The sequence below is a fragment of the Myxacorys sp. genome (genome assembly GCF_059501405.1).
The window spans coordinates 1-18,845 of sequence record NZ_JCACCM010000161.1 but is presented as its reverse complement, the minus strand read 5'-3'; the positions used below and the strand labels follow the sequence as shown (position 1 = coordinate 18,845).

At 48.6% G+C, this 18,845-nt stretch carries 20 protein-coding genes; 12 read left to right on the top strand and 8 right to left on the bottom strand.

Annotated elements, in window-relative coordinates; genetic code table 11:
- Positions 1–92 precede the first annotated feature (92 nt).
- Complete coding sequence (locus AC5I6P_RS21910) at positions 93–1,322, top strand: methionine gamma-lyase family protein (RefSeq protein ID WP_495695887.1); 1,230 nt, start codon at positions 93–95, stop codon at positions 1,320–1,322.
- Here the strand turns inward: AC5I6P_RS21910 and AC5I6P_RS21905 are convergent.
- Positions 1,319–1,690, bottom strand: a complete 372-nt coding sequence (locus tag AC5I6P_RS21905) for a hypothetical protein (protein ID WP_495695886.1) — start codon at positions 1,688–1,690, stop codon at positions 1,319–1,321. The two genes, AC5I6P_RS21910 and AC5I6P_RS21905, sit on opposite strands and share 4 nt — an antisense overlap.
- A 267-nt stretch (positions 1,691–1,957) precedes the next feature.
- Here AC5I6P_RS21905 and AC5I6P_RS21900 point away from each other — a divergent pair, with 267 nt between their 5' ends.
- The 5 genes from AC5I6P_RS21900 to AC5I6P_RS21880 all read left to right on the top strand — a co-directional run bounded on the left by AC5I6P_RS21900 (position 1,958) and on the right by AC5I6P_RS21880 (position 6,489).
- Entirely contained in the window at positions 1,958–2,155 is a 198-nt protein-coding gene (locus AC5I6P_RS21900) for an RNA-binding S4 domain-containing protein (RefSeq protein WP_495695885.1), read from the top strand.
- Between the two features lie 47 nt (positions 2,156–2,202).
- Entirely contained in the window at positions 2,203–3,009 is an 807-nt protein-coding gene (locus AC5I6P_RS21895) for an MBL fold metallo-hydrolase (RefSeq protein ID WP_495695884.1), read from the top strand.
- Positions 3,010–3,057: 48 nt separating this feature from the next.
- Positions 3,058–3,345: a 4a-hydroxytetrahydrobiopterin dehydratase gene (locus AC5I6P_RS21890; protein ID WP_495695883.1), complete on the top strand. Its 288-nt coding sequence runs from the start codon at positions 3,058–3,060 to the stop codon at positions 3,343–3,345.
- Between the two features lie 181 nt (positions 3,346–3,526).
- Positions 3,527–4,471 (top strand): helix-turn-helix domain-containing protein, encoded by a 945-nt coding sequence (locus AC5I6P_RS21885; RefSeq protein ID WP_495695882.1) that lies wholly within the window; start codon positions 3,527–3,529, stop codon positions 4,469–4,471.
- Between the two features lie 386 nt (positions 4,472–4,857).
- Positions 4,858–6,489 (top strand): B12-binding domain-containing radical SAM protein, encoded by a 1,632-nt coding sequence (locus AC5I6P_RS21880; protein WP_495695881.1) that lies wholly within the window; start codon positions 4,858–4,860, stop codon positions 6,487–6,489.
- Positions 6,490–6,631: 142 nt separating this feature from the next.
- Here AC5I6P_RS21880 and AC5I6P_RS21875 read toward each other — a convergent pair whose 3' ends face one another.
- Positions 6,632–7,591 (bottom strand): aldo/keto reductase, encoded by a 960-nt coding sequence (locus tag AC5I6P_RS21875; RefSeq protein WP_495695880.1) that lies wholly within the window; start codon positions 7,589–7,591, stop codon positions 6,632–6,634.
- 193 nt (positions 7,592–7,784) lie between these two features.
- Between AC5I6P_RS21875 and AC5I6P_RS21870 the strand changes: the two genes are divergently transcribed.
- Positions 7,785–9,212 (top strand): BCD family MFS transporter, encoded by a 1,428-nt coding sequence (locus AC5I6P_RS21870; protein WP_495695879.1) that lies wholly within the window; start codon positions 7,785–7,787, stop codon positions 9,210–9,212.
- 28 nt (positions 9,213–9,240) lie between these two features.
- Complete coding sequence (locus AC5I6P_RS21865) at positions 9,241–10,992, top strand: hypothetical protein (protein WP_495695878.1); 1,752 nt, start codon at positions 9,241–9,243, stop codon at positions 10,990–10,992.
- 51 nt (positions 10,993–11,043) lie between these two features.
- On the opposite strand, the gene AC5I6P_RS21860 is transcribed toward AC5I6P_RS21865, so the two are convergent.
- Both AC5I6P_RS21860 and AC5I6P_RS21855 read right to left on the bottom strand, forming a co-directional pair.
- Complete coding sequence (locus AC5I6P_RS21860) at positions 11,044–11,439, bottom strand: hypothetical protein (RefSeq protein WP_495695877.1); 396 nt, start codon at positions 11,437–11,439, stop codon at positions 11,044–11,046.
- The gene (locus tag AC5I6P_RS21855) at positions 11,426–12,169 is read right to left on the bottom strand and encodes a hypothetical protein (RefSeq protein WP_495695876.1); all 744 of its coding nucleotides are present in this window, start codon (positions 12,167–12,169) and stop codon (positions 11,426–11,428) included. The genes AC5I6P_RS21860 and AC5I6P_RS21855 overlap by 14 nt, the downstream gene beginning before the upstream one ends.
- Positions 12,170–12,597: 428 nt before the next feature.
- Between AC5I6P_RS21855 and AC5I6P_RS21850 the strand changes: the two genes are divergently transcribed.
- Both AC5I6P_RS21850 and AC5I6P_RS21845 read left to right on the top strand, forming a co-directional pair.
- A complete protein-coding gene (locus AC5I6P_RS21850; RefSeq protein WP_495695875.1) occupies positions 12,598–13,089 on the top strand; it encodes a hypothetical protein in 492 nt (163 codons plus the stop codon).
- 510 nt (positions 13,090–13,599) lie between these two features.
- Positions 13,600–14,415, top strand: coding sequence for an inositol monophosphatase family protein (locus tag AC5I6P_RS21845; protein ID WP_495695874.1), 816 nt, complete (start codon positions 13,600–13,602; stop codon positions 14,413–14,415).
- Here the strand turns inward: AC5I6P_RS21845 and AC5I6P_RS21840 are convergent.
- Complete coding sequence (locus tag AC5I6P_RS21840; RefSeq protein WP_495695873.1) at positions 14,402–15,178, bottom strand: SAM hydrolase/SAM-dependent halogenase family protein; 777 nt, start codon at positions 15,176–15,178, stop codon at positions 14,402–14,404. The two genes, AC5I6P_RS21845 and AC5I6P_RS21840, sit on opposite strands and share 14 nt — an antisense overlap.
- A gap of 145 nt (positions 15,179–15,323) precedes the next feature.
- Between AC5I6P_RS21840 and pirA the strand changes: the two genes are divergently transcribed.
- Positions 15,324–15,485, top strand: coding sequence for an arginine synthesis PII-interacting regulator PirA (gene pirA, locus AC5I6P_RS21835; protein ID WP_495695872.1), 162 nt, complete (start codon positions 15,324–15,326; stop codon positions 15,483–15,485).
- Positions 15,486–15,707: 222 nt separating this feature from the next.
- The gene (locus tag AC5I6P_RS21830) at positions 15,708–16,292 is read left to right on the top strand and encodes an LURP-one-related family protein (protein ID WP_495695871.1); all 585 of its coding nucleotides are present in this window, start codon (positions 15,708–15,710) and stop codon (positions 16,290–16,292) included.
- Between the two features lie 72 nt (positions 16,293–16,364).
- On the opposite strand, the gene AC5I6P_RS21825 is transcribed toward AC5I6P_RS21830, so the two are convergent.
- From AC5I6P_RS21825 to AC5I6P_RS21815, 3 genes are all read right to left on the bottom strand, one after another.
- On the bottom strand, positions 16,365–16,814 hold the full coding sequence (locus AC5I6P_RS21825; RefSeq protein WP_495695870.1) for a surface-adhesin E family protein: 450 nt from the start codon (positions 16,812–16,814) through the stop codon (positions 16,365–16,367).
- Between the two features lie 71 nt (positions 16,815–16,885).
- Positions 16,886–17,632, bottom strand: coding sequence for a hypothetical protein (locus AC5I6P_RS21820; RefSeq protein WP_495695869.1), 747 nt, complete (start codon positions 17,630–17,632; stop codon positions 16,886–16,888).
- Positions 17,633–18,037: 405 nt separating this feature from the next.
- Positions 18,038–18,481: a CAAD domain-containing protein gene (locus tag AC5I6P_RS21815; protein ID WP_495695868.1), complete on the bottom strand. Its 444-nt coding sequence runs from the start codon at positions 18,479–18,481 to the stop codon at positions 18,038–18,040.
- Positions 18,482–18,845: the final 364 nt, after the last annotated feature.

Sequence of the window (18,845 nt, the reverse complement as noted above, 5' to 3'; positions counted from 1 at the left end):
TCGCGCTGGACAGGATTCCAAACGGGGCAAAATGGTTCGCAATCTCTACTGTAAACGTTTTTTAACGTTTGTGAATAATTAAAAGAGGCAGGATGGACGGCTCAACGCTAGTACAACAGGCAGAACAATCCCTCTCCGAGACGTTCTCAAATATTGATGCTCAAGTCAAGAAAAACCTCCGTCGAGTGCTGAGTGCCTATCACAGCCATCGGGTTGGAGTACACCATTTTTCAGGGGTTACAGGCTACGGGCACGATGATTTGGGGCGTGAAGTATTGGATCGGGTCTTCGCCGAAATCGCTGGCGCAGAATCCGCGATCGTCCGGGTTCAGTTTGTGTCGGGGACTCACGCGATCGCGGCGGCCCTCTATGGGGTTTTGCGCCCTGGCGATGAGCTACTTTCCGTTGCTGGTGCGCCTTACGACACCCTTGAAGAGGTGATTGGTATCCGGGGTGAGGCTCAAGGCTCCTTAAAGGACTTCGGAATTTCTTATCGACAGTTAGAACTTACGTCAGAAGGAGCTATCGATTGGCAAGCGTTAAGGTCTGCAATCCAGCCCCACACCGGCATGGTGACGATTCAGCGCTCGTGCGGCTACTCTTGGAGACCCAGCCTATCGATTGACGACATTGAAAAGATTGTGTTCTACGTCAAACAGCAAAATCCGAACACTATTTGCTTTGTGGATAATTGCTACGGCGAGTTTGTGAATGAGCGGGAACCGACTGCCGTCGGAGCCGATTTGATGGCAGGGTCGCTGATCAAAAATCCGGGAGGCACGATCGTAGCGGCAGGAGGATACATTGCAGGCCGCGCGGATTTGGTCGAACTGGCAGCATGTCGATTAACGGCTCCTGGAGTGGGTAGTTCTGGCGGAGCGACGTTTGATCAAAATCGCTTGTTGTTTCAGGGCTTGTTTCTCGCGCCGCAGATGGTGGGGGAAGCGAAAAAAGGCAATCATTTGACGGCATATGTGTTTGACCAGTTAGGCTATCCGGTGAATCCCGCTCCCTTGACAGCGCGTCGGGATGTGATTCAAGCCATAAAACTAGGATCGCCCGAAAAAGTGATTGCGTTCTGCCGCGCAATTCAACAGCATTCCCCAATCGGGTCTTACTTGGACCCGGTTCCATCAGGAATGCCGGGGTATGAAAGCGAATTGGTGATGGCAGGCGGCACATTTATCGATGGCAGCACCTCAGAATTTTCGGCAGATGGCCCCTTGCGAGAACCCTACACGGTGTTTTGCCAGGGAGGAACGCATTGGACGCATGTTGCGATCGCGCTCGAAGCTGCCATCAACGCGGTTGGTGCTGCCTAATCGTGATGCACGACCTCCAGTTCTTCATCTTCCCAGTAAGGTTCGGGGGTTAGCTTCGCTAGAGCGCGATCGAGATCGGCTTCAACTTCCGACATCTCGTATCGGTCAAACAGAAACGTAAGCGCTGAAAGATCGTCATCCCCGATCGCAGGAAGTGAGTCTGGGTGAGCCACGTGACGTGACACCGAGAAGCGGTCGCTCTTTATAGGCTGTTCGTCTCGATCAGCATTAAAACGCGAGGAAGGTTCTCTTGTATCAAGATCAAGCTCAACCTCATGAGGATGATGAGAGGTCGCGTCGGTTTCTAAGGGCACAGATGGAGATCGATTCGCGAGAGATGCATTCTCGCTAGAGGAGGCGTCTAGCATGAACTGGTTGCTCCGTAAAATTAGCTGGGGAACTGATAACCCAAGGTCAAACGGAAAGAAATGATCTGAACACACTCTATCTCTAGCTACCGTAAAACCCCTGAGGTAGCGAGGTCAATAAAATCTCTAATTATTTAAGTATTAGGTGCCGGGCGGTGGGGTTGGTGCGATTTATAACGCTCAACCGGCTGGCCTTATGAATTCCCTTGTTACGGGGAGTTGTCAAATCGCGATAGAGTAAAGTTCAAAGGCTAGGTTCAAGTCAATATGAATGGCGAAGAGACAATTAAGCTCGACCAATTTCTTAAATTAGTTGGCATTGCTCAGACTGGAGGACAGGCAAAGTTCCTGATTCAAGACGGAGAAGTGCGGGTAAATGGCAAAATTGAAACCCAGCGCGGCCGAAAATTAGGCAACGGCGACCAGGTGACAACGATGGGAGAAACTTTTGAGGTAAATTTGTAGCCAATCTTTTAAGCTTGAGATGGGCATTCAGGTTAGGGATTTCGATAATGTATTTAACGTGGTTAGACAATAATTCTTGGCTAATCGAGCTTGCGGGGAAGCGAATATTGCTTGATCCGTGGCTGGTTGGTGACTTGATATTTGCGAATCTAACCTGGCTGTTTCGCGGTTCGCGATCGCGCGATCGCCCCATTCCAGAGAACCTCGATCTGATTCTGTTGTCTCAAGGCATCGAAGATCACGCTCATCCCGAAACGTTGAAACAGTTAGATAAGTCAATTCCCGTAGTAGCGTCGCCTAGTGCCGCTAAGGTTGCTTTATCCCTCGGATTTGATCAGGTCACTGCCCTTGCTCATGGTGAAACCTTCACCCTAGCAGACCAGGTTCAAATCTTAGCGACCGTCGGTTCTCTGGTCGGTCCGACAACCAAAGAGAATGGCTATCTATTCACAGCATTAGACACGGGAATGAAGCTTTATTATGAACCTCACGGATTCCATGACTCTAGGCTGAAGGAATTTGCACCGATTGATGTCGTGATCACACCTCAAATCGATCTGGCACTACCATTAGTTGGTTCTATCATCAAAGGCAATCAGAACGGGCTGAAACTCGCGCAAGCTGTCCACCCTCAAGTGATGATCCCGACTGCTGCCGGAGGCGATATCACGTTCGAGGGAATGTTAGTGTCAGTGCTAAACACGATCGGCTCACCGAATAAATTTCGAGAGAAATTAGCGCAACATCACCCAACGACACAAGTGGTAGAACCCCAACCTGGCGTTTCCTATGAAGTTGCGATCGGTACTAATCGTACTGAACTCTCTGTCAAACCTGCCGCCCTGAGTACTTGATGCCGTGTAGCTATTTTTACCCCTGCCGTTGACCCCCTCTCTCCAGCTATGACTCTTCCAAAACTCTCTCCCTCAGACCTAGAGGCTCACCTCGCGCAACTCGACGGTTGGACGGTTAAAGACGGCAAATTGCACAAAGAATTCAAATTTGCCTCATTTGTTGAAGCGTTTGGCTTTATGTCTAGCTTGGCATTGGTGTCAGAATCGATGGGGCATCATCCCGAATGGTTCAATGTCTACAACCGTCTCACTATTGATCTCACCACCCACGATTCAGGTGGAATTACTGATAATGATGTGTATTGGGCACAAAAAGCTAACCAATTATCTACGTAATACTGGAATTTGTTAAAAACTTACCCGAACTTTTCAAACCCATCCTGAAGACCGAACAATCTAGCGAAAAAAGAACGTAAGAGAATTTGGATTCTGTATCTCCTCGTAACCGAGCCTAACTACGGCCGCCGGAGTACGGGAGATCAGCGTTGAGTAGATTATATTTTTTGAGGATGGGGAGATGTTGGCACAAGATACCGCCTTCTGTTTTGGAGTTCCAAGCAATACCGACACAGCCGAACTGCCAATAGAGGGATTTAAGCAACTGCTAAGTCAAGTTGAAGCAGAGCTATACCAGAGTGATGTGTTTCGAGGCGCGATGGCGCGGTTAGAAGAAGCCCAAAATGAAGCCGCCAGCGTTCAGTTTTTGTTAAAAAGCGTAGGACGGGAAGCGATTCGCTTAGCCTTGCGGCAAGTGGTTCAGCAGCTAGACACAGTAGAAGCACCTTTAGCAGAGGTCAAGCCTCAAGCACCAGTTCAGGTTCAGAAACCTAGAATTGAGTCTTCAGATGACTCTGATCCTGATCTGCTGAATCTTGTTCCAGGCTGGCGCAAACGAGCCAATCCATCTCATCGAATTGATCTCGAAGAACAGCAACGGCAAGTCGGATTAAATCATTTAGGCGATCGAATTCGTACTGCACGAGAAGCACAACTGATGTCACTTGAAGAATTGCGTAGCAAGACGCTTGTGCCATTGCATCAACTCCAATCGATCGAGTCAGGACACGGCGCTCATTTGCCGGAAGACATTTATCTGCGTGGTTTCATTCGTCGCATCGCAAAAGCTCTGAATCTCAACGCTGAGCAATTATTAGACACTGTGCCTACTCCCGATCCGGTAAAAGCAATCTTGCCGTCTTGGTATCATCCTCAAACTAAGTCTTCTTCTCCCATTAGTTTCGGTCATCTTGCTCTTCGTCCAGCACATCTTTATGTGGGGTATGCTGCCCTGCTGGCGGGGGGGATAGCATGGCTTTCTCATCAGCCTGCTCCCGCTCCTCTGCCTAACGCGATCGATTTAAATTCGCCACGGGTGACGACTCCAAATGCTAAATCTCAGAGTAACCAATCCCGCTCTGCAAATGTGACCCTCAGCGTCGCACCTCCAGAAACTTTGAGATAACTCAGAGCTACGTCTTGAGGGCGTTATAGGGGTATTGTTCTCAAGGCAAACTCCGGTTCGGTCAGTAACATATCATTGCAAACCTTTTCGTTAAATTACCAAACGCTACTTCAAATTCTATTTTGTGTTTGGATGGAAACACGTCTACGGCGACTCAAGGTAGTCATCGTTTCCCTCAAAACAGCGTTTTAGGTAGACATCTGCCAAAACGTCGTTTTTGGCAGATATCGCAATGGTTTGCGGCTTGATCCAAATCCCGGTAGCGCTAAATCTACAACAGACCCATCATTGCGAAGACGAATCAAAAGATGAATCGCTAAGCCGCAACATAGACATAACAGAAGGTGAATCTCAATTCGTGTCCATTTCACTTACAAGGACAGAATATGAAGGCACTGTTACTCTACCCCTGCTTTCCTCAAACGTTTTGGTCTTACGATCGCTTTATGGAAATGGCGAACCTAAAGGCGTTCATTCCGCCATTAGGGATCATTACCGTCGCCGCACTGTTGCCCCAAGATTGGGAGATTCGCTTTTACGATCGCAACGTTAATCCCGAAACCGATGCCGACTGGGATTGGTGTGATTTGGTCATTCTCTCCGCTATGCTGGCGCAACGAGATGATTTTCATCATCTAATCCGCAAAGCGGTGCAAGCGGGCAAGAAAGTTGCGGTAGGCGGCCCGTATCCCACCTCGATTCCGCAAGACGCGATCGCATCGGGCGCACAGTATTTGATCTTGGATGAAGGCGAACTGACAGTGCCAATGTTTTTAGAAGCGCTGCAAGCCGAATCTCACGCTCAAGAATCTGTACTAGAACCATCACCCTCAGAGCCATCACCTAAAATATTTCGAGCCAGCGAAAAGCCCGATGTTACGCTTAGCCCCATGCCCCGATTTGACTTGCTTAACATCAATGAATATCTGATGATGGCAATTCAGTTTTCGCGTGGCTGCCCGTTTAACTGTGAATTTTGTGACATCATCACGCTCTACGGTCGCAAACCTCGCACGAAAAACCCGGAGCAGGCGTTAGCGGAACTCCAAACTCTTTACGATTTGGGGTGGCGTGGCTCTGTGTTAATCGTTGATGATAACTTTATTGGCAACCAGCGTAACGTCAAACGATTTTTGCGAGAGCTAATTCCGTGGATGCGATCGCACAACTACCCCTTCACGTTTCTCACCGAAGCCTCAGTTAATCTCGCTGAAGACGCTGAGATGTTGGATCTGATGGCACAGGCAGGATTTTATGGTGTTTTCCTCGGTATTGAAACGCCCGATCAAGACAGTTTGGAAGTGACCCACAAATATCAGAACACGCGCCACTCTCTTGCAGAGGCATGTAACACCATCACTAAAGCAGGACTGCTGATTTATGCTGGGTTTATTATTGGGTTTGATGGTGAGCGAGACGGCGCGGGCGATCGCATTCAAGCCTTTGTTGAAGAAACAAGCATTCCACAGCCGATGCTAGGGGTGTTGCAAGCTTTGCCTAATACCGCATTGTGGACTCGTCTAGATCAGGAACAACGCCTCTTTCAAACGATCCACGGAGCGTTGGAAGTGGGGGATCAAAATACGCTCATGAACTTTACCCCGACCCGTCCCATCGGTGATATTGCCAAGGAATATCTCACCGCACTTTGGACGATGTACGAACCTGCCAACTATCTGAAACGCTGTTTTCAGCATTGCCTAGAAATCACCCCCAATCCCAGGCTCCAGCAGAATATGCACTTTCCCCCCGGTAAAGGACTGAGGCTAATGAGCCAATTGCTTTGGCTGCAAGGCATTCGTCGCCCTGGAATTCGCAAGCAGTTTTGGCGACAGTTGTGGGTGATTTTGACTCAAAAACCGCAATTTTTGAATGTGTACCTTGGCTTGTGCGCAACAGGTGAACATTTTTTGGAGTACCGAGCGATCGCACGAGAACGAATTTCGCAGCAACTCGGCTACGACCCGCTAACCTCATCCGAAGTCGCGTCAGAGCCCTCTAGTCTTGTTCATGTTTAGCAAGCCTATTTCGTTGCTCATCATCAGTAAAGTTGCCCTCATCCCAACTCTTCTCTTTCAAGGAAAAGAGAGTAAGCGCTTTAGTTCCCTCTCCCTAGGGAGAGGGCTAGGGTGAGGGCAAATCCCGGTCTTAACTTAATTCCTATCGGTACGATCGCGTCAACACATCGAGTTGCGTCCATTCGTCATCGCTCATCGACCAGCCCATTGCCCCCGCATTTTGCCGTGCCTGCTCTGCATTTTTAGCACCCGGAAGCGGAATCACATTCCCTTGAGCAATCAGCCAATTCAGCGCAACTTGGGCAGACGTGCGATCGTGGGTTTCACCAATCTGCTGTAATTTCTGTACGATTGGAGCGAGCCGCTCTAACCCATGTTGGCTAAATTTGGGGTCAAGTTTGCGAGCGCCTGTGACTTGGTTGGCGTTATCCGGCGTGTATTTTCCGGTCAACAGCCCTTGTGCCAACGGACTATACGCCAAAATGGTGACGTTCAACTCGCGCGCAGTCTCTAAAATTCCGTTGGTCTCGATCTCGCGATTGATTAAGGCATAGCGCACTTGATTCACGGCCAGAGGTACACCTTTTGCGGCAAGGTAGCCCTGAGCTTCGCGCATTTGACTTGCAGAATAATTGCTGACGCCGATCGCGCCAATCCGACCGCGTTTCACTTCGTCTGCTAACGCGTCCATCAAAGCTTTCTTGCCCATGAAGAAATCGAACGGCATGTGAACCTGATAGAGCGCGATGTGATCGACTTGTAAGCGGCTGAGGCTGTTTGTAATGGCGTCATGCACCGATTGCGCTGAGAATCGCCACGGCAACGGCATGTATTTGGTGGCAATAGAAACGGGTTGCCCAGTCTGTTTCATAAACTGGCCCAAAAACTGTTCCGATTTGCCTAACCCATAAATTTCTGCTGTATCGAAGAAATTGACGCCAGCCGCGATCGCGGCTTCAAAGGCTTCTCTCAGTTGTGGTTCACTGTACTCTTTGCCGTAGCTCCAAAATAATGAATCGCCCCAAGCCCATGTGCCAATGGCAATCGGGGGCACGACGATATCCGTCGTACCCAAGGTGAGAGTTTGAGTTGTGGTTTCCATAGGTTCCTTTGTAAAACTTTCTTTACACATCTTCTTTACATAGTGTAACAATCGCTCCTAAAGAACTCACTATCGCAAGGCTGAAGCTATGCTTTTGTTGAGCCGACGCGAACAATGCCTCTTCAACCTGATAGCTTAGAGAAATGCACAATTAAGACTTATCTAGAATCATTCTTAGAAGGCTTTGATCGCCATGGAAACCAATGATTTTTCAGATTCATCCCTAGGCGGGAACAGCGTCAGGCTGCCTCGATTGAGTATCCTCACCATGGTTCGGTTGGGTCTCTTTCAGATGGGACTTGGCATGATGTCGGTGCTGGTGTTTGGCGTGCTCAATCGCGTGTTGATTCGAGAATTGGGAGTGCCCGCGACGATCGCCACGGTGATTTTGGCATTAACGCTGTTTGTGGCCCCAGCTCGGATTGTGTTTGGTCAACTCTCCGACTCAAAGCCGCTTTGGGGAATGCACCGGACGAACTATGTTTTGATTGGAGCCGCGAGTTTGGCGATTTTGGCCTATCTCACGGTTCAGGTGATGTGGCAAGCGGGAGCGAGTTTGCAAGCAACGGGCTGGACGATTCAAACCTATAGTTGGTTAGGCTTTCTCGCGCTGATGTTCGGGCTATACGGAATTGCCGTCAGTGCTTGCTCCACGCCGTTTGCAACACTGTTGGTGGATGTGACCGAAGAAGAGGATCGCTCGAAGGTTATCGCGATCGATTGGTCGATGCTAATTGGCGGGACAATTATTGGGGCGATTATTATTGGCGTTTTGCTGAAAAGGCTTTCGATTGATGCCTCGATCGAAGCCATTCAGGCGGCGGTGAATCGATTGTTTATCATTGTGCCGCTAATCGTCTTGGGTCTGGCTTGGATCGCTACCTGGGGCGTTGAGCGCAAGTATTCACGGTTTGCTTCGCGATCGGTGATCAATACCGAGGGTAAGCTTTCGTTGGGGCGAGCGTGGCGAATTCTAACCGCTAGTCGTCAAACTCAGCTATTTTTTACGTTTCTAGTCGCCATGACGCTGGGCTTGTTTATGCAAGATCCGGTGTTGGAAACCTATGGCGGCGATGTGTTTAAAATGCCGATTGGTGCAACCGCGAGCCTAAATGCGTTCTGGGGGACTGGAACGGTGATTGGGATTATGATTGCAGGCTTTCTGATGAGTCCACGAATCGGCAAACGCCGAACGGCAAAGTGGGGCTGTTTGCTAACCGCCGCCTCTCTGATTTGGGTGATTCTCGCGGGATTCACGGCAAATCCTAAAGCATTGCAGTTAGCGCTTTTGATTTTTGGTTTAGCCTCTGGTGTAACCACCACTGGAGCGCTGACGTTAATGCTCGACTTCACGGCGGCAGAAACGGCAGGGACATTTATCGGCGCGTGGGGATTATCTCAAGCGTTGGCGAAAGGACTGTCTACTGTGATCGGTGGAGCCGCGCTTGATGTAGGTAAACGGCTGTCCCCTAATCTTGTCATTGCGTATGGATTAGTGTTTACGTTGCAGGCGTGCTGTATGGTTTTAGCGGTTTGGTTGCTGAGTCGAGTCAGCGTGCAAGAGTTTCGCGCGAATGCAAAAGATGCGATCGCGGCAGTCATCCAAAACGATGCTGACTAGGACAGACTGAAATCTTACCGAACGAGTCATGCCATTTTTGCGTCTGCGTCGCCTTTTAACCACGCCGATTGATCAGACCTCTCGTCGCGACACGTCTATCGCGATTAGCGCAAAGCGCAACTCCGATGGAACCGCAGTTTGGCTAGCTCTAAGCTTCGGATTTGCTATCTATTACGGCAGTTTAGGACTTCAAAAAGCGTTTAGAGCTGACTATGTTGTTCAAGACGATGCCCGAGAGTATGTGTTTTGGATGCAGCAATTTGTCAATCCAGCCTTATTTCCGCAGGATTTAATTACCGACTACTTTAAATCGATTACGCCTAGCGGATATGCGGCAATTTACCATCTCGTGGCAACTCTCGGCATTCAACCACTTTTGTTGAGTAAGCTTCTGCCCATGATATTGGGCGTACTAACGACGCTTTACGGATTTAGCGTCTGTTTGCAACTGTTTCCAGTGCCTGCCTCTGGCTTTATGGCAATGGTGTTGCTGAATCAAAGTTTGTGGTTTAGAGATGATTTGAGTTCTTCGACTCCGAGATCGTTTGTGTATCCGCTGTTTCTGGCGTTTTTATATTATTTGCTGCGCCGTGTCCGGCTGGGTGTGATGATCACGATCGCGCTGCAAGCTTTCATTTATCCGCCGTTGGTGTTCATTACGATCGCAGTTTTGTTTCTGCGGTTGTGGAACTGGCAACGTTGGCGACCTCGGTTTCAGCCGGGACACATTCTACGGTTTGGAGTGGCAGCAGGATTGGCGTGTTTGGCACTCCTGCCCTATGCGGTTTCTTCCTCTGAGTTTGCTCCGCTTGTAACTAAGGCTGAAGCGTTGACGATGCCAGAACTTTATCCGGGTGGACGACATCCTTATTTTGATCCCAACCCCTGGAGGTTCTGGCTGACCGGACAACATAGCGGCATCTTACCGCCACTGTTGCCGCCGCTGATCTGGGTTGGGTTAGCGTTACCGATCGTGTCGCGATCGTCACGTTTTCCATTGGTCAAACAGCTTAAAGGTGAAGTCGTCGTTCTCGCTCAAACGGCGCTAGTTTCTTTGGGACTGTTTTTAGCGGCTCATGCCTTGTTGCTGAGGCTATTTTTTCCAACTCGATACACGACTCATACGTGGCGCATTGTTTTAGCGATCGCATCGGGCATTGTGCTGACCGTCTTGCTAGATGCAATGCTGCTCGCGTGTGCAGAACTCGCGAGGTCTGGTCGCTGGAAATCGGTGGTCTGGAAACTCACGTTGACGATCGCTGTTGGGGCAGTCTTCTTTCTGTTTCCGACGGTGACGCGAAATTTTCCAGCGACGAACTATCGTGTGTCAGGCGAGGCGGCACTCTACGAGTTTCTACAGCAACAGCCTCAAGATAGCCTGATTGCAACGCTCTCGGATGAGGCAAACAATATTCCAACGTTTGCTCAACGACCTGTTTTGGTTGGGAAAGAATATGCGCTTCCGTTTCATCTCGGCTACTATCGCCAAATTCGTCAGCGCAGCATTGAGTTAATTCAGGCTCAGTACAGCCAAAACTTAGCCTCCGTGCAGCAAGTGATCCGCAAGTATGGCGTTGATTTTTGGTTGCTCGATCGCGCGGCGTTTATGCCTCAGTATTTGACGGACAAGACATGGCTTCAAAGTTTTCAGCCAGCTTTTGATCAGGCGTTAACAAGTTTGCAGCAAGGAAAAGTCCCTGCATTGACAACGCGAATCAAGGACTGCTCAGCATTTGAAAGTGAAAGTGTGATTGTGCTGCAAGCGGACTGCATCTCCTAACGTCATTTTGATCGAAGCAGTACGGACTGTTAAAGAGGCGGATTTTGTCCTCTAGTTTCGCTCCGCTTGCTTAGCAACTCGGCGACCGACCTCTATTTCTTGCTGCAACTGTTCTGCTTCGGCTTCTAAGTCAGCAACAGATTCTTCAAGACTCTCCGCGATCGCGTTGATGTCTTGTCCTAATTGCCGCGCCTGAGTCAACACTTGATCAAACTGTTTAGCCGTTGTGTCAATCTCAGCAAACACTTCGCGGTACTCTTCGGGAGGGTTGTCGAGCCAAGCTTGAAACTCAGAGTCAGAGGGTTTGAGAACGGTTAGCGCCTTTTCCCAAGAAGCTGTGTAGCGCATATCTAGCGATCGCAGGGCTGCACATTTCGCCTTGAGTTGTTGAGTTGTTTCTACCTCAGCCAACTCAAACACTTGAGTTTTCAGTTCATGAAGTTTCATGGTTGCGGCTCTCATGACTGTTCTGTTTAAGAAATTGCTGAACCTCTTCTAGTTTGGCAAGCAGCAATTGGTTTTCGTGCTGAAGACGCTGATTGTCTTGGGCTAGGTTCGTGAGTTGCCGTTGACATTCTGCAAGAGCCGCTCTTGCTTCGTCGAGTTTCTGTTTATTTCGTTTGGCATGAGAGACTTGTCCTCCCAAACGCTGATTATTTCGACCGAGTGCTTCTCTTTTCTTTTTCTCGCTCTCGTACTGTTTTCTTAGTGATTCAAGCTCTTGGAGCAATTCCGCATAAGCTTTAGTGTTTTCAGCTTCGGCTCTGAGGGCTTCATTTTCAGTCTTTAGCCCAGTGATGCGATTTTGTAGCTTCGCAAGTTCTTGATCTTTGCCGAGTAGTTTTTGCTGCAAAACGCGAAGGAGTTGTAGAAAACGAGACTGCTTTTGCTCTAGGTCTTGGTAAGCTTCCTCTTGCTGGTCTGTCTTTTCCCGTAGGAGTCCGACCCGGCGCTGCAACACTTGCGCCGTACATTGATATTTGATTACGGCAATGACTTTGCTTCTCTCTTCTTCATCTAGTAGCAGCACTTCACGCAGATGCCGCAATTCGTCGTAATTTGTACAGTTATGCCGTAAGTCCTGAGTCGGCACAGGCTGTGAATCACCAATGAGATCAAAGTTTTTAAGCCGCACTTGTTCGTGCCAGTAGTCAAAAAGTTCTTTGGAATCTTTCATGTTTGATCCGCACTATGCTGATTAAGCTGCTTTGGGTAGTCTAGCGATCGCAGAGGTTTAATCTATTACATCAATAGCAACTCTAAGCATTCCTGACAAAAGCTAGAGAAATCAAGGCGTGTATTAGCAGTTCTGATTCGATGCACTGCCATTTCACCAGCAACTCTCTCGAAGATTGGTTACCTCAAGTTTGTTGAGGAGAGCAAGGAAACGATTGTCGTTTGTTGAGACAGGTTTTTCCTGCTTAGCTCGGACTTTGCTTCAGAGCAGGCTGCCATGCAAAGAATCGAATGCAAGATTCATTTTATACCTGCTCTTCTCTACCGTTGGACTCGAAAGTGGCCGTAATGTTCCTGCCCTTTGCCCGCCGGGAATTCTACACTAACCCCCTCAACGCATCTCATAATCCATGATTAAAAGATTTACCCATGCCTTACACAGACATCAACACCACGCTGAGCGACTCTGATCGTCAAGCCATTAAGCAAGCGATCGCACTGATTCAACAAAAGATGCCCTTCCTCATTACCCTCAGTGCTGACGATCGCCAACGTCTCTACAAAATGGGCGACAAACGCCTTGCCTTTGTGCAAAACAGTCTCTCAGCGGCTCAAAGCAATCCCAACATTCTTCCGGCTAGTTTTGACCTGCAAGGGTTTTCCAACGACTATCAACTCGCCACTGACCTCAGCGAACTCCTCATGCTGCTCACTCAACTGACTGAGCAAGTCGATGATACTCTTCTAGCGGTCGGCAGCGAAGCGATGAGCAGCAGCTTAACGGTCTATGACTACATCAAGACAGCCGCCAAGAAAACCCCCGGTTTGAAAACTATTTCAGAACAACTCGGCAACTTATTCAAAGCCTTTCGGAGTAAGCCTGCCAAATCTGCGCCTGCACCTGCTCTCTCGTCAAACTAGCGCGGCTATGGATTAAGGTTCAGCAATGATGCTTAGACATTCAGCGTTGAACCTCAGACATTCGCGCTTGAAGCTCAGACATTCAACGCTGAAGCTCAGACATTCGACGCTGAAGTTCAAACCTTCACGCTTGAACCTCAGACATTCAACGTTGAACCTTAGACATTCACGCTTGAAGCTTAAACATTCAACGCTGAAGCTTAAACATTCAACGCTGAAGCTCAAACCTTCACGCTTGAAGCCCAGACATTCACGCTTGAAGTTCAAACCTTCGCGCTTGAACCTTCAACCTTTGTCATTAAAGGTTTACCTTCCTCAACTAGCCCACAGAAATTCACGCTCGAAAGCTGAATCTCGACCAACCTAGCGTAATCCTTCACACTCAATCCTCCACAAACCGACGAGGCTCGATACACTATGATTACTGATGTCAGAACCTCAAGCCGCTATTCCTGATCACGAGCGTTGCAGAGGTTCATCATCGCTTACCCCCCATCTTCCATCCCCTTCATGCCCGATTTTTGGACGACTGTTAAATCCTTCGCCGAATCCACCACTCAGCGTGTCGGCGCTCAGCTCCTTCAAGACTTTGGACACGCGATCGCATCCGAAAAGGACGACGGTAGCTTAGTCACCCAATCCGACCAGTGGGCAGATGCAGAATTACGGAATGCGATCGCACAAGCCTTTCCCGATCATGGCGTCTTGAGTGAAGAAGTCGAACACATTTTCCCCGACACCGAATGGTGCTGGATCATCGATCCCATAGACGGCACCACCAACTTTGCCCGCGGCTTACCCCTTTGGGGAATTTCCTTGGGCTTGCTCTATCGCGGCACGCCCGTCTTTGGCTACGTTTACCTGCCGCCGCTCCAACAAGCGTTTCATGGTTTCTGGCAAGGCAAGTCAGACTTAGAGATGCCGTCGGGTGCATTTCTCAACAACACGCCGATTCAAGCAAGCCGAGCCACCCTATCTAACAACGAATTCTTTAACATCTGCGCTCGCAGCGTCAGCATTCTCAAGAATCCGTTTCCTGCCAAAATTCGCATTCTGGGTGTTGCCACCTACAATCTGCTCTCTGTAGGGGCAGGCGTCACGCTCGGCAGCGTCGAAGCCACTCCAAAGATTTGGGACATTGCCGCCGTGTGGGTGATTGTGCAAGCGGCGGGGGCAGTTTGGTACTCTTTAGAATCAGAGCCAACCTTTCCGCTGACGGTCGGCAAAGACTACACCCAGCGATCGTATCCCACACTGGTCGTTAGCTATGCTGACCTCATTCCCGCCTTCGAACCATTGGTCAAATCCGTCGCTAAGCGAACCTAACTCTGACTGGACTACCTACGACTAGACCTAACTGAGCTTGAGCATGACCCCGATTCACGGCGATCTCAACCCAGCCGTGACTGCCAACTAGTCCAATCATCTCTCCCGGAGCCGCATCTGCGTAAGTTTGCTGACCGGGATACCGCTTGAGATTACACTCAACCGACCAGTTGCGATCGCGAACGTGCTGTCCTTCAATCGTTGTAATCAGATTGCCAAAGTGATCGATCGCTTGCACCACGCCTTGCACTCCCATTGGTGTCGAAACCACCTCTGGAATTGGAAGCTGGACTAGAGTATCGATCGCGATCGCATCTCCCAATTCTTCGATCGCCACTCCGCTTGCTAAATGAGCGCCCACCGGAGCAAAAATATCCCGCCCATGAAATGTGTTGCTTGGAGTGGAAGTGCGCCAATAGTTAGAATTCGTCAACTCCACAGCCGCGATCGCGCTTGTCTGACTCAACACCCCGCTAAACAAACCATTGTCCGCCCCAACTAAAAATCCAGACTCACACTGAATCGCGATGGATCGCCGCGAACTGCCCACCCCAGGATCAACCACCGCTACATGCACTGTCCCCGACGGAAAGTAAGGATAGGCGCTCATCAACTGAAATCGTGCCATAGCAATATCTTGAGGCGGGATCTGATGAGTCAGATCGATCACATGAAGTGCCGGGTTGATGCCCGCGATCGTGCCCTTCATAACCCCCACATAACTATCGCTTAATCCAAAGTCGGTCAAAAGAGTAAGAATCATATATAGCTTCGTTCTTAGCCGTTTCAATCAGATTTTATTTCCGAAGTAAAAATAAGGTTAACTGTAAACTTTGGTAGCTTAAACTACCGTTTGATCCTAAAATGCTAGTATTGAATTAAGAGCATGCACACCTTTACCTTTAGGAATGTTTACAATGAACAGAAATCGTTTTAATTCTACAGAAGTTGCGAATATCCATCGCGAAAATCTTCAAAAAAATCTTCAGCGCCGTATGGAAGCTGCAAGAGCTAGAGGGGACGAGAACTTGCTAAAAATGCTTGAAGCTGAGGCGAAGTACCTACGATAACTAACTTGTTTTCAAAGTTATGTTGTCCGTCTCACACGAATAGCATCCTGCTTTTGTTCACAATCTTACAAACGGACGCGGTTTTTAGTACCTGCGTCTTTTTTATTGCCTGTTTGATGAATCCTGTTTAGGAACTTGAACCGATCATCTACCCTATCTTCTGCTGTTCCCAGATCTCCTACCTTGGGAATTACTGAATGCAGATCTTTACTCCACAACAGTATGCAGTATCCCTTGGAACTCACATTCAAATTTTGGGCATTAGCCCCCCAGATTTCAGTAAAAGATGCTCAAGGCAACGTTGTTTTATACGTTCGCCAAAAACTGTTCAAACTGAAAGAAGCCATTCACGTTTTTTCAGACAGCCAGCGTAGCACTCTTGTCTATGAGATCAAAGCCGATCGCATTATTGACTTCTCCGCCTGCTACCACTTCTCAGATGCCAACGGCAAAACCTTGGGTGCGGTCAAACGGCAAGGAATGCGATCGCTCTGGCGAACTCACTATGATGTTTTAGACGGCGGAACCGTCGCTTTTACCATTCAAGAAGAAAATCCTTGGGTCAAAGTAGTAGATACCCTGTTTGCAGAGGTTCCTGTGATTGGAATGTTTACTGGGTATTTCTTTAACCCAACCTATTTAGTGAATCGCCCGGATGGCAGAACCGTGATGCGGCTTTCTAAAAAGCCCACGTTCTTATCAAGAGTGTTCTCCATTCAGCAGGTCGATCAACTGGGCCATGATGAAGAACCTCAAGTTTTGCTCAGCTTGTTGATGATGCTTCTGTTAGAGCGCAATCGTGGTTAAGCAGAAGAAGAATGGGGAAGATGAAGTGTTCATCTTCCCCATTCTTCTAAAAAGGTTGAGTTTTAAACAGGCTTACTGAGGTTGAGCTGGCTTAGCTTGAGCAGCGTTCGTTTCTGGGCTACAGACATAATTTACTACTGTAAATGCGCTGCTTCCCCGTTTAGGCTGGCTGAGCATGCCACTATCCCCATAATCAAACTTTTGGATCAACTGCCGATTTTTGGTGTAGGCATTCACCTTTCGCAGCCGCTGCGTCTTACTCGTACAATCGACTGACCAACGCATAACCGCTCCGTAAATGGGCTGCTCTACCGTCGTGTCTAACAGCGCATTGTTAGGCCCTGGAAACTCTCGATACTCCCAGTACCAAACATACGGATCGTTACGCTGAATCGAACTGACATCGACAAAGAACTTATCGTTAACAGAATTCTCAGTAATTTTAGTCCACTCTACGGCTAGCGCAGAAGGACTGTAGGCTAGAAATGCGCCTGCGACCAGAAATTTCAAGAACGGATTCATAGATCAATCTCTCAGGCAAAAATATAGTCAGTGTGGAAAGGCAACAGAATCTAAACGCAGTCACGGCGGGTTTAGCGTTTCACAGGATCAGTCTTGGCAGGGGTAGGATTTGTGGCTCGGTTGGGCTTACTAGCTGCCTCCAAGTTCCGAATTGCTTGAGATGCAAAGGTATCTTGGGGACGCTCATCTAAGGCTCGTTTGAAGTAGAGCATGGCAGTCTGCATGTCCTTCTTCTGGGTGGCAGCATAGCCCGCTTGCATGTAGCGATCGTAGAACGTTGTCTGCTTTCCTGGTGTAACCTTCGGCGCTTGGGCAGGAGTTGTGGGCGCGGCTGGACTGGTTGGCTTGGCAGGAGTTTCTGGGCTGCGAACAGCCGCGATCGGCCCTATGGACTGGTAAGCACTACTCACCTTCTTGACATAGGGCGACGCTTCAGGGCTATTGTATCGATTAGAATTACCCGTCAACCACCACGCTGCTAAGCGCTGAACTGCCAGCAATTCATTATTGCGGCTCGCCTTGTATTCCTGCTTCAGCACATCGCGGACAACGCATGTCACTAATGATCGCGCCGTTGCAGGACTATTTTGAAACTGGAGCGGCGTCACTTCTCGTCCTGTGCATAGCCTTGACCACCGACCGATGTTAGCGGGTTCAACCTGCCAATCACTATATAAATTGGGAGTTGGTTTATCTGGCTTTGAGGCTTGGCGAAGGGCTTCTACCGCTCGTCCTACCTGCACTTCTGTAACTTGTGCTTGAGCAGGCAGTGCCATCATCACACTGATCCCAATAGCTCCTAGAACTCTCAGTCGCATAACTCGCCCTAACAATGAATACTAAATTATTATGACTACAGACTCGATTTATGATTCTGCTGTGCCTGACCGTGATAAAGCGTTACTTTTCCTGGTAGAGAAATAAAAAATTGGTAGATATCTATTCACTGAATATGAAGGAAGTTGGGTCAAAGGTCAAGCGAGGAGAGGACGACGAGGAGAGACAATGAAGGGCGGCATAGAGGGATAGGAGATTTTCTATTTAGATTAAATCGTGGTTCTTATTCGCCTAGCTAAAGTGTTTGAAGGCGATCGCGAAGTTTAGAGGATTGCTCACCCAAATTTTGTATCGCAAATGCGTCGTTGCGCAACGAAGAAAGGGACGCTTTTTGCGTCCCTTTCAGCACTTCATATCACAGAGGTGAAGATATTAGAGGTGAAAGACTACTCGTTACCAACAACTTGGTTCTTAAGTTTGTCGAACTCTTGACCCAGTTCTTGACGATTAGAAGCTTTCAGGAGATAGCGATAAACAAACCAGGCGGTGTATCCTAACCCAATCAGTTCAAAGGTAGGTTGCAGAAGGGGAACATCGTTAATTGCACTCAGGAGGGCTAAGGTTAGCTTCACGGAAACAATCGATCCGAAAACTAAACCCACCGTTATAAGAGGCTTGCGATATTCCGAGAAGAACGCTCCTAGATACTCTGGCAGCGCAGACAAGATCGTGTAAGCTTTTTCGCCTACTTGACGCCATTGCTCGTTTTGCTCAGGAGAGACTGTCGCTAAGGAACCTGCATCTTCTAGGTTAATGGCAGGAGTCGTAGGCTCAGCGACACTAGTGGGGGAGTTGTCTGAATACTCCACTTGTTTCAATTCAGGTTCCATAGTAAGAGTTCCTTGGAAAGATTAACCTGGACATGCCTTGCGGGATGAATTAGACCAGCGATTCGGACAATATCAGAATTTAGGAATAAATTTCGCTATCTTTCAAACATAGCGAAATTCTCTTCTGAAGTTGTCACTTGCAAGATAGATAATCACCTAAACTCTCAAATTCTGCAAATTTCGTTCTCTAACGTATTTAGCAATACATTAAAAGCGGCATCAACCAAGGGTTTCAGTGATCGCAGGGCTGCGATCACTGAAAACGCAAATTTTAAAGCGACAATTTTAGTCAATTTATCTAGAAATGGCTGAATAATACCAAATCTCCAAAGATAGGCTACAGATGGTATAACTCAAGTGACGA